Raw genomic sequence first — 10,228 nt, 5'->3', positions numbered from 1 at the left:
GAAATCACCCGTGGCCTTCGAACAATGGGCCGCCTAACATGAGCATCTCACCGGAACAGAACCGGAGCAGGTCCAGACCGCTTGCCGCTTTCCGGTATCGCCATGGCCTCGAACCAGTGGCGGCTCATGGCTCTACGTCACCACTTTTTTCCCAGAAGATCTTTCCGCGCAGCATTGTCGAACATCGCATCCGCCAGCAGCCGCTTCAGGCGGGCATTCCGTTCGCCGGGAAAACGATCCCCCGGATCGTTTCCTGATCCTCCTCCACCTCTGGCCCCTTCAGCCGCCTCACCTCGCTGACATTCATACCACCATACCTGGCCTGCCACTTGTAAACGGTGGCATCGCTGACGCCATGCTTGCGGCAAAGATCGGCAACGGAAATCCCAGCCTCATGCTCATTCAAAATACCAATGATCTGATCTTCGGTGAACCAGCTGCGCGTCATCTCTGGTCCTCTCGGTTGGGCAAGAGGCTACGTCAAAATGGATGAGCGGCAGGGGGAAACGTCACTGGGGGCGATGCCGGCCTGACGCAGGGAGAGATACTGCAATTCCCCCTCCTGACGCTCGCATTTCATTGCTGTGAGGGTGCATCATCTGCCTCGCCCGAGTAAGGTGCGAAACGGGTCACTGAGGTCCTTGTGTTCAACGGCACACCCAGCGTCGGGAACGCGCGCTGCGGGCATCCGGGGCGCTCGCAGACCTTGCAGCCGGGGCCGATTTTCACGGCCAGATCCGCATTGCGCAGATCCAGGCCACGGGCGTAGACCAGTCGGTCTGCATGGGCGAGGTCGCAGCCAAGCGCGATGGCAAAGGTCTTTTGCGGCGCACCCCAGCCCCCCGACCCCTGGCTCACCTCGCGCGCGATCCAGAGATAGCTGCGCCCGTCCGGCATCTGCGCCACCTGGCGCAGGATCTCGCCCGGACGCGAGAAGGCATCATAGACGTTCCATAGAGGGCAGGAGCCACCGATCCGCGAAAAATGGAAATCGGTCGCCGATTGCCGTTTCGAGATATTGCCGGCACGATCCACCCGGATAAAGAAAAACGGCACCCCCCGCGCGCCAGGTCGTTGCAGGGTCGAGAGGCGGTGGCAGGTCGTCTCAAACCCCACACCAAATCGGGTGCCGAGCAGCTCGATATCGTAATGCAGCTCCTCTGCGGCGGCGAGAAAGCGGTGATAGGGCATGATCAGCGCCCCGGCGTAGTAATTCGCCAGCCCGATCTTCAGAAGGTTGCGGGCCTCGGCCGCGAGGTCCCCGGCCGAGGAAAGCCGTGTGATCGTCGCATCTTCCTCCAGCAGAGCAAGCTGCGTCGCCAGCTGGAAGGCGCGCTGACCCGAGGCGAGATGGGTGGCCAGCGTGATCACCCCCCTGCCCGCGTCATAGCGGCGCAAAACTGCGCCTGTCTGTTCGGTAACCCGCACGCCGTGCAGCTCTGACAGCCGCTCCGTCAGAGCCGCGAGAAGGCGACCCGTGGGCAGCGCTTCACCCACTGCCTCGGCGGCCTCGTCGAGATCAGAGACGTAATTGCGGCGTTCATAGAACCAGTCGCGCACCGCCTCGAACGCCGCCGGGCTGGAACCTGTTCCGTTGGCGCTCAGCCGACCCGCCAGAAGATCGGCGCGCTCGGATGTCTCGCGCAGGCGGCGCTGCATTGAGATCAGCACCCGTGCGACTTCGGGCATATTGCTGGCAAGTTCCCGCAACTCGGCCGTACTGGCCGGTGCCCCCTGATCGGCGAGCGCGGCCCGCAGGTCAGTGATCAGCCGCGCCTCATCGGCATCGGAGAAAAGCTGCACATCAAGGCCGAAACAGGCATTCAGCCGCAGCAGAACCGGCACTGTCAGCGGACGGATATTCTGTTCGATCTGGTTCAGATAGCTCGGGCTGATCTCCAGCGTGCGCGCGAGCGCGGCCTGGGTCAGGCCGCGTTCTTCGCGCAGGCGCCGTAAGCGCACGCCCATAAAGATCTTGCTCATCTTCGCAACCTTCGCAATTCGCAAGGCGTTCATTAGCAAAATAACGCCTTTTCAGTAGTTTATCTGAGCACCTCCGATGTGAAAAGAGAGTTTTGCTAATCTTGCGAAGGCGGCGCCATCATGAATACAGAGACCGAGATCCGCACCATTGAGATGATCTTCCCTGAACAGGCTAACCATTACGGCACGCTGTTTGGCGGCAATGCGCTGGCCTTGATGGCTAAGGCGGCTTTCATCGCCGCCAGCCGTCATGCCGGGGCGAAAGTGGTGATGGCACGATCGGACCGGGTGGACTTCGCGACCCCGATCCAGGTTGGAGAGATGCTGGAACTGGTGGCCCGGGTCAATCGGACCGGGCGCTCGTCGATGTCAGTCGAGGTGGAAGCCGAGGCGCGGTCCATCGGTGGCGCCCGCGCGCGCCCGGCGCTTTCCGGGCGTTTCGAGATGGTGGCGGTGGATGAGGCAGGTCGGCCGGTGCCGGTCGGCCATGAAATTTCCTGACCCGCAAATTTTCTGAAAGGACAAGACGATGATCACCCATGAACTGCGGAGCTGGAAATCCGCCGAACATCTGCCACGCGAAGACCAGCTGGCCTGGAAGATCGCCGAAGTTGCTGCAGATCCGGTCGCTGTCGTGCCCGAGGTGACAGAGATGATCATCAACCGGATCATCGACAATGCGGCTGTAGCAGCGGCTTCGGTTGCACGCCGTCCGGTGGCTTCGGCCCGGACCCAGGCGCGTTGCCATCCTGCGCAGCCCGGGGCGACCGTGTTCGGCCTTTCGCCCCAGACCCGAGTCTCGCCGGAATGGGCGGCCTGGGCGAATGGCACGGCAGTGCGGGAACTCGACTTCCACGACACATTTCTGGCGGCGGATTACTCGCATCCAGGCGACAATATTCCGCCGATCCTTGCGGTAGCGCAACATACCGGGCGCTCGGGCACCGATCTGATCCGGGGGCTGGCCACTGGCTATGAAATCCAGGTCAACCTGGTGCGCGGCATCTGCCTGCATGAACACAAGATCGACCATATCGCCCATCTCGGCCCGTCAGCTGCCGCCGGGATTGGCACACTTCTGAACCTGACGACCGGGACAATCTACCAGGCCGTGCAACAGGCTTTGCATGTTACCACCACCACCCGCCAGTCGCGCAAGGGCGAGATTTCCAGCTGGAAAGCCTTTGCGCCGGCATTCGCGTGCAAGATGGCGATCGAGGCCGTCGACCGGGTGATGCGCGGCGAAGGTGCGCCCTCCCCCGCCTGGGAAGGCGAAGACGGCTTCATCGCCTGGCTGCTCTCGGGCTTTGACGCCCGCTACCAGGTGCCGCTGCCGGGCAAGGGCGAGGCGAAACGCGCCATCCTCGACACCTATACCAAAGAGCATTCGGCAGAATACCAGAGCCAGGCGCTGATCGACCTTGCCCGGCGCATGGGGCCAAAGGTGGGCGATCTGAGCCAGATCGACAGCATCGTGATCCATACCAGCCATCACACCCATTACGTGATCGGCACCGGCGCGAATGATCCGCAGAAGATGGATCCGAAGGCCTCGCGCGAGACGCTCGACCATTCGATCATGTATATCTTCGCGGTCGCGCTGGAAGATGGCGGCTGGCATCACGAGCAGTCCTACGCGCCGGAGCGGGCCAGTCGCCTCTCCACCCTGGCCCTATGGCAGAAGATCAGCACCCGTGAAGACCCGGAATGGACCCGCCGCTACCATGCGCCGGATCCGAAGGAAAAGGCTTTTGGGGGTCGTGTCGTGATCGCCCTGAAAGACGGTCGGGTGGTCGAAGACAGCCTGGCGCTCGCAGATGCCCATCCGGATGGGGCGCGCCCCTTCCTGCGTGAAAACTATGTGCGCAAGTTCCTCACGCTCTCGGACGGGATCATCGCCACAGCAGAGCAGCAGCGCTTCCTCGATACTGCCGAGGCGCTGGCCGATCTGAAAGCCGGCGATCTCGGGCAGCTGAATTTCACCGTGCGCGCAGACCGGCTGGGAAGCCCCCGCCCGCATGGCATTTTTGACTGGTCATAAGGAGAGAAAGCGATGAGCGGCGAGTTCAGGGAGCCAAAGAAATCCGTGGCCCTCTCGGGCGTTGTGGCTGGAAATACCGCGTTATGCAGCGTGGGGCAGACCGGCAATGACTTGCATTACAGGGGCTTTGACATTCTCGACCTCGCCGAGGCCTGCGAGTTTGAAGAGGTCGCCCATCTGCTGATCCACGGCACTTTGCCCAGTGCCTCGGAACTCTCCGCTTACAAGGCAAAGCTGAAAGCGCTGCGCGGGCTGCCCCTCGCCCTGCGGCAAACGCTTGAGGCGATCCCGGCTGCGGCCCATCCGATGGATGTGCTGCGGTCGGGGGTATCTTCGCTGGGCTGCGTGCTGCCCGAAGCACATGACCACAACCTGCCCGGGGCCCGCGATATCTCCGACCGGCTGATCGCGGTGCAAAGCTCGATCCTGCTCTACTGGTATCATTTCGCGCTGAACGGGCGCCGGATCGAGGTCGAGACGGACGATGAGACAATTGCAGGTCATTTCCTGCATCTTCTGCACGGGCGCGGCCCGGTGGATGCGGAAATCCGCGCGATGCATACAACCCTGAACCTTTACGCCGAGCATGAATTCAACGCCTCGACCTTTACCGCGCGCACCATCGCGGGGACCGGGTCGGATGTCTATTCGGCGGTGGCAGGCGCCATCGGCGCGCTGCGCGGGCCGAAACATGGTGGCGCGAATGAGGCCGCTTTCGAGATCCAGAAGCGGTATTCCACCGGCGATGAGGCCGAGGTCGATATCCGCGCCAGGGTATCCGCCAAAGAGGTGATCATCGGTTTTGGCCACCCGGTCTATACAATTTCCGACCCGCGCAATGTTGTGATCAAGCGGGTCGCCCGCGACCTCTCGCAGGCTGCGGGGGCCACGCGGATGTTCGACATTGCCGAGCGGATCGAAATGGTGATGTGGGACGAGAAAAAGATGTTCCCCAATCTCGACTGGTATTCGGCGGTCTCCTACCATCTTCTCGGGGTACCAACCGCCTTGTTCACGCCGATCTTTGTCATCGCGCGCTCTGCGGGCTGGGGGGCGCATGTGATCGAGCAGCGGCTCGACAATAAGATCATCCGGCCTTCGGCCAATTACATCGGGCCGGACAATCGCAGCTTTCAGCCTCTGGACCGTCGCGGCGGTTTCCTGGCTGCACCGGAGGCCTGAGTGATGCCCTATCTTATCGCAGATGAGCTTCCCGATGCCCCTGCGGGCACACGGTTCCGCGCGGCGCTCGCCCGACCCGGCATCCTGCGGCTTCCGGGGGTGCATAATGGCCAGGCGGCATTACAGGCCAGGGCGGCGGGGTTCGATGCGCTTTACCTGTCGGGTGCGGCGATGACCGCCTCCATGGGGCTGCCGGATCTGGGCATTATCACGGTTGATGAAGTGGCGTTTTTCATCCGCCAGATCACACGGGCCACCGGTCTGCCTTTGCTGGTCGATGGCGATACCGGCTATGGCGAGGCACTTAATGTCATGCATATGGTGCGGGTGTTTGAAGAGGCGGGGGCAGGGGCTGTGCATCTGGAAGACCAGCTTCTGCCCAAGAAATGCGGCCATCTGAACGATAAAAAACTCGCCCCGGCATCGGATATGGCCGCCAAAATTGCCGCCGCCGCCCGGGCGGCGCGCGATCTGGTGGTGATCGCCCGCACCGATGCGGTGGCGTCAGAGGGGCTGGAGGGCGCGGTTGCGCGGGCAAAGCTATATGTCGAAGCCGGGGCCCACGCGATCTTTCCCGAGGCACTGACCAGTATCGAGATGTTTCGCGAGATGCGGGCGGCGCTGCCCGGGGTGAGGCTCCTTGCCAATATGACCGAGTTTGGCCGCACGCCCGCTTTGAGCGCGCAGGAATTCGAGGCGCTCGGCTATGATATGGTGATCTGGCCGGTTTCATCGCTGCGCGTTGCGAACAAGGCGCAGGAACGGCTCTTTGCGGCGCTTGCCCGTGACGGGGCGACGACGGCGATGATCCCGGAGATGCAGACAAGGGCCGAGCTTTACAATGTGATTCGCCTCAACACTTTCGAGGCGCTGGACCGCAGTATCGCCCTGTCGGTGCTGCCAAAGCCATCGTGACAGGATGCCGCCCGCAACGGGGCGGCGTCTCTTTCAGGTCAGGAGGCAAGACCGCCATGCGGGTCAGGCACATATTTCCGCGCGACACCCTGATCAAAGCTTCACGCAGGAAGGATCTGGCTGGCCCGCTGTGGTCATCGACCTCCGTACCGGAGTCTGAGCGGCTGGTCGATGTAAACCTGGCAAAGACCTGATATCATCCGAGCTGCTCCGCACAGGGCGGCCTGGTGGCGCAAGCCGAAGGGCGCGCTATGGGAGCCCTGCGAGCCCATCATCGCGCGCATTCCATGCACCGCCACGGCACCTGCCACGACAACGCGACCGTTTACAGCGTCTTCAGACACATTTGCGATGCTCCGCGCGGCGCCGGTGAAATCTCTCTCGCCGTGTCTCTGGAATACAGCTAACATTTCCCCGGTCACAGGTATGTGATCCGTTGCCCGAATGGTTGTGGCTCGGCTTACGATTGCAACAGGAGAACCGCAGATGGCGGAACAGGTGGCAGGGGCGGCCGACGCGGCTGCGCTTCACGGCGGCGGGGTCGATCTGACCACCATTGTCATTCTTCTGGCTGCGGCGGTGATCGCGGTGCCATTGTTCAGGCGGCTCGGGCTTGGCTCGGTCCTGGGGTTCCTTGCCGCGGGGCTTCTGATCGGGCCATTCGGCCTCAGGGTGATCGAGGATGCCGAGGCCGTCATTCATGTCGCAGAACTCGGTGTTGTTCTGTTTCTGTTTGTGATCGGGCTTGAAATGCAGCCCTCGCGGCTCTGGTCGATGCGCGGCGAGATCTTCGGGCTGGGGCTGATCCAGGTGGTCGGGGCCATTGCAGTGCTGACCTGCGTCGGGCTGGCGCTTGGCTATCCGGCCTCGGCGAGCTTTGTCGCGGGCACCGGCTTTGTGCTGACCTCGACCGCGGTCGTCATGCAGATGCTGTCCGAGCGGCGGCAGATGGAGACCCCGGCCGGGCGGCGCATCATTTCGATCCTTTTGCTCGAGGATCTCGCCATCGTGCCGCTGCTGGCGATCGTCGCCTTTATCGCGCCGGGCGCCGAGGAAGCCACAGTGCTGGACCGGGTGCAGGACATCGGGGCGGGGCTTGGCTGTATCGTGGTGCTGGTTGTGGCCGGGCGCTATCTGCTTGATCCGATGTTTGGGTTTCTGGCGCGGTTTGGCGGGCGCGATGTGATGACGGCGGCCGCGCTGCTTGTCGTGCTGGCGGCGGCGCTTTTGATGCAGGCGGGCGGGCTTTCGATGGCGATGGGCGCCTTCCTCGCGGGCGTGCTCCTGTCGGAATCGAGCTATCGCCACCAGTTGGAAACCGATGTGGAACCCTTCCGGGGCCTCTTGCTCGGCCTCTTTTTCATGGGGGTCGGGATGGCGCTGAACCTCACCGTGATCCGCCAGAATGCGGCGCTGATCGCCTTTTGCGTCCCCGTCTATATCATCCTGAAAATGCTGGTGATCTACAGCGTGGCGCGGCTTCTGAAAACGCCGAGAGCCGAGGCGCGGGAACGCGCGGTCGTTATGGCCCAGGGCGGTGAATTTGCCTTCGTGCTCTATGCCACCGCGACACAGGTCGGGGTGTTGACGACCGAATGGAACGCGAACCTGACCGCGATTGTCATTTGCTCGATGGCACTGACCCCCCTGATGATGATCCTTTTTGACCGCTTTTCGCCGAAAGCCGTGGTTTCGATGGAAGGGGTCGAGGAAGCAAGCGGCCTTAACGCCAATATCCTGCTGATCGGCTTTGGCCGCTTTGGCCAGATGGTCAGCCAGCCGCTGCTGAAGCGCGGCTATACGGTCTCGATCATCGATTCCGATGCGCAGGTGATCCGCGATGCGGCTGATTTCGGCTTCCGCGTCTGGTATGGCGATGGCACGCGCCTGGACATCCTCAGGAATGCCGGCGCGGCAGAGGCGAGCCTGATCGTCGCCGCCACCGATGACCGCGAGGCCACGCTGAAAATCGTCGAACTGGTGAAACACGAATTCCCGCTGGTGCCGGTCTTCGCCCGCGCCTGGGACCGGGAACATGCGGTTGCGCTGATGAAGGCAGATGCCGATTTCCAGATCCGGGAGACCCGCGATTCCGCGCTGGCCCTTGGCCGCGCGGCACTGGTGCGGCTGGGCGACACCCCGGAAGAGGCCGATGAGCTGATGCAGGATGTGTGGGCGAATGACATCCAGCGCCTCGCCATCGACTTCACCGAAGGCCTCGCGGCGGGTGCGGGCCTGATCCAGGGCAACAAGGATGCGCCCTCGCATCACTGACGCGCCGGTTTACCCCTCGCGCAGTGTTGATCGGGCCCTCAGATGGTCCGATCAGGGTCACACTTGAAACTGTTCCCTTTATGTTCTATTTTCATCTTTATGAACAGAAGGGAGACCGCTATGGAAGCTGCCAGTTTCATCATGCCGGTGACACCGCGCCAGATTGCCTATGCCCGCTCGCTGGCACTGCGCAACAAGACCCTCCTGCCCTGGGAGGTTCAGCAGGATCGCCGCAGTCTCAGCGCCTGGATCGAGGCGCAGGCGGGGCTGAAGCCAGTGCAGGACAATCAGCCGACCTCGAAACAGGTCGCATTCGCTGAAAAGCTTGCCCGGATCAAACATCGCGCGGTGCCGGATGAATGCTTCCGCGACCGTCAGCTCCTGTCGCGCTGGATCGACAGCAACCGCTGAGATCTCAGCTGCCGCCCCCGGTGGCCAGCCCGAGAAAGGCGCGAAACACCCGGGCGGGGGGCGAAAGCGCCCTGCCCTTCGACCAGCTCAGCCCGACATCCATGCTGGGCACCCCTTCGGCGACCGGGCGCTGTTCGATCCGCTGCCCTTCAAGCGACCAGGGCCGGTATCAGATGTTCGGTGTCACGCCGATGCCGATCTATGACCCGGCGCAAAAGGTGAATTACCTGAAGGACGAGATGTGCCTCTTCCGCCCCGGCGATATCGTGAAATGGAAGCCGGTGACCCGCGATCAGTATGACGCGGCGATCGAAGAGGTGGACGCGAACCGGTTCGAGCCGGTGATCCGCCAGACCAGTTTCAGCCTCTCGGATTACAACAGGGATATGGCAGGCACCAAAGCCCGGCTGATGGAGGCGCTCAATGGCCGTTAAGATCATCACCCCCGGCCTGTCGACCACCGTCCAGGACCTTGGCCGGCCCGGCTATTACCATCTCGGCATCCCGCTTTCGGGCGGCATGGACCGGTTTGCGCTGCGTGCCGCCAATATGCTGGTGGGCAATGCCGAAAGCGCGGCTGTGCTCGAGGCCGTCTTCATGGGGCCGGAGCTGGAATTCACCACGGCTGCGACGGTCGCAATCACCGGCGCCAATCTGCCGCCCAAACTGAACGGCGCCGAGCTCGCGACCTGGGAGGCATTCCCAGTCAGACCCGGCGACCGGCTGTCCTTCGGTTTCCTGAAATCAGGCGCGCGGGCCTATATCGCGGTTTCGGGCGGCATTGATGTGCCCCTGATGCTGGGTTCGCGTTCGACCTATACGCTCGGCGCACTTGGCGGCCATGAGGGGCGGGCGCTGAAAGCCGGCGACGAGTTGCCGCTTGGCGAGGGCACGGGCGGCAAGGGCACGGGCGGTAAAGGATCGGTGCCGGAGGCGCTGCGCCGTCAGCCCGGCAATCCGGCGGAACTCAGGATGCTGCCGGGACTTTACTGGCACCGCATCACGGCGGAGGCGGGCAAACAGTTCTTTGCAGATACCTGGAAGGTCGCGCCCGAGGCGGACCGGATCGGCTATCGGTTCAAAGGCGGCACAGCGCTGGATTTCGTGCCCCGCGCGCAGCCGTTTGGCGCGGGGTCGAACCCCTCGAACATCGTTGATGCCTGCTATCCTTACGGCTCGATCCAGGTCCCGGGCGGGACCGAACCCATCGTGCTGCACCGCGATGCGGTCTCAGGCGGCGGTTATATGATGCTGGGATGCGTCATCTCGGCAGATATGGATCTGATCGGCCAGTTGCAGCCGCATTCTCCCGCGCGGTTCACCGAGGTCTCGATGGATCAGGCGCTGGCCGCGCGTGATGACCGTAAGGCGGCGCTGGCGCGGCTGCGCGCGCATCTCGGGCGCTGAAGGGTGGAGCGGGGG

General features: G+C 63.1%; 9 protein-coding genes and 1 pseudogene. 8 read left to right on the top strand and 2 right to left on the bottom strand.

What is annotated here, in order from left to right:
- Positions 1–143: 143 nt before the first annotated feature.
- Both AC4FS3_RS21575 and AC4FS3_RS21570 read right to left on the bottom strand, forming a co-directional pair.
- Positions 144–448 (bottom strand): annotated as a pseudogene (locus tag AC4FS3_RS21575) (transposase); the annotation flags it as partial.
- 128 nt (positions 449–576) lie between these two features.
- Positions 577–1,983 carry a short-chain fatty acyl-CoA regulator family protein gene (locus AC4FS3_RS21570; protein WP_491022243.1) on the bottom strand — a complete coding sequence of 469 codons (1,407 nt, stop codon included), beginning with the start codon at positions 1,981–1,983 and terminating at the stop codon, positions 577–579.
- 120 nt (positions 1,984–2,103) lie between these two features.
- On the opposite strand from AC4FS3_RS21570, the gene AC4FS3_RS21565 reads away from it, so the two are divergent.
- From AC4FS3_RS21565 to AC4FS3_RS21530, 8 genes are all read left to right on the top strand, one after another.
- On the top strand, positions 2,104–2,484 hold the full coding sequence (locus tag AC4FS3_RS21565) for an acyl-CoA thioesterase (protein WP_491022242.1): 381 nt from the start codon (positions 2,104–2,106) through the stop codon (positions 2,482–2,484).
- A gap of 28 nt (positions 2,485–2,512) precedes the next feature.
- Positions 2,513–4,024, top strand: coding sequence for an MmgE/PrpD family protein (locus AC4FS3_RS21560; protein ID WP_491022241.1), 1,512 nt, complete (start codon positions 2,513–2,515; stop codon positions 4,022–4,024).
- Positions 4,025–4,036: 12 nt separating this feature from the next.
- Positions 4,037–5,206 carry a bifunctional 2-methylcitrate synthase/citrate synthase gene (prpC, locus tag AC4FS3_RS21555; RefSeq protein ID WP_491022240.1) on the top strand — a complete coding sequence of 390 codons (1,170 nt, stop codon included), beginning with the start codon at positions 4,037–4,039 and terminating at the stop codon, positions 5,204–5,206.
- 3 nt (positions 5,207–5,209) lie between these two features.
- Positions 5,210–6,121 (top strand): methylisocitrate lyase, encoded by a 912-nt coding sequence (gene prpB, locus AC4FS3_RS21550; protein ID WP_491022239.1) that lies wholly within the window; start codon positions 5,210–5,212, stop codon positions 6,119–6,121.
- A gap of 486 nt (positions 6,122–6,607) precedes the next feature.
- Positions 6,608–8,395, top strand: a complete 1,788-nt coding sequence (locus tag AC4FS3_RS21545; protein WP_491022238.1) for a monovalent cation:proton antiporter-2 (CPA2) family protein — start codon at positions 6,608–6,610, stop codon at positions 8,393–8,395.
- 120 nt (positions 8,396–8,515) lie between these two features.
- A complete protein-coding gene (locus tag AC4FS3_RS21540) occupies positions 8,516–8,806 on the top strand; it encodes a hypothetical protein (protein WP_092902324.1) in 291 nt (96 codons plus the stop codon).
- Positions 8,807–8,826: 20 nt separating this feature from the next.
- Positions 8,827–9,240 carry a hypothetical protein gene (locus AC4FS3_RS21535; protein ID WP_491022237.1) on the top strand — a complete coding sequence of 138 codons (414 nt, stop codon included), beginning with the start codon at positions 8,827–8,829 and terminating at the stop codon, positions 9,238–9,240.
- Entirely contained in the window at positions 9,230–10,213 is a 984-nt protein-coding gene (locus AC4FS3_RS21530) for a 5-oxoprolinase subunit C family protein (protein ID WP_491022236.1), read from the top strand. Before AC4FS3_RS21535 ends, AC4FS3_RS21530 begins: the two co-directional genes overlap by 11 nt.
- Positions 10,214–10,228 lie beyond the last annotated feature (15 nt).

The sequence above is a fragment of the Pseudogemmobacter sp. TB195 genome, assembly GCF_058313095.1.
This window is presented reverse-complemented; position numbering and strand designations above follow the sequence as displayed.

What these genes read in the sequence shown, in the direction of transcription:
- AC4FS3_RS21540 (WP_092902324.1), top strand. Translation starts at nt 8,516, where the DNA reads ATGGAAGCTGCCAGTTTCATCATGCCGGTGACACCGCGCCAGATTGCC.
- AC4FS3_RS21570 (WP_491022243.1), bottom strand. Translation starts at nt 1,983, where the DNA reads ATGAGCAAGATCTTTATGGGCGTGCGCTTACGGCGCCTGCGCGAAGAA.
- AC4FS3_RS21530 (WP_491022236.1), top strand. Translation starts at nt 9,230, where the DNA reads ATGGCCGTTAAGATCATCACCCCCGGCCTGTCGACCACCGTCCAGGAC.
- AC4FS3_RS21565 (WP_491022242.1), top strand. Translation starts at nt 2,104, where the DNA reads ATGAATACAGAGACCGAGATCCGCACCATTGAGATGATCTTCCCTGAA.
- AC4FS3_RS21560 (WP_491022241.1), top strand. Translation starts at nt 2,513, where the DNA reads ATGATCACCCATGAACTGCGGAGCTGGAAATCCGCCGAACATCTGCCA.
- prpB (WP_491022239.1), top strand. Translation starts at nt 5,210, where the DNA reads ATGCCCTATCTTATCGCAGATGAGCTTCCCGATGCCCCTGCGGGCACA.
- AC4FS3_RS21545 (WP_491022238.1), top strand. Translation starts at nt 6,608, where the DNA reads ATGGCGGAACAGGTGGCAGGGGCGGCCGACGCGGCTGCGCTTCACGGC.
- prpC (WP_491022240.1), top strand. Translation starts at nt 4,037, where the DNA reads ATGAGCGGCGAGTTCAGGGAGCCAAAGAAATCCGTGGCCCTCTCGGGC.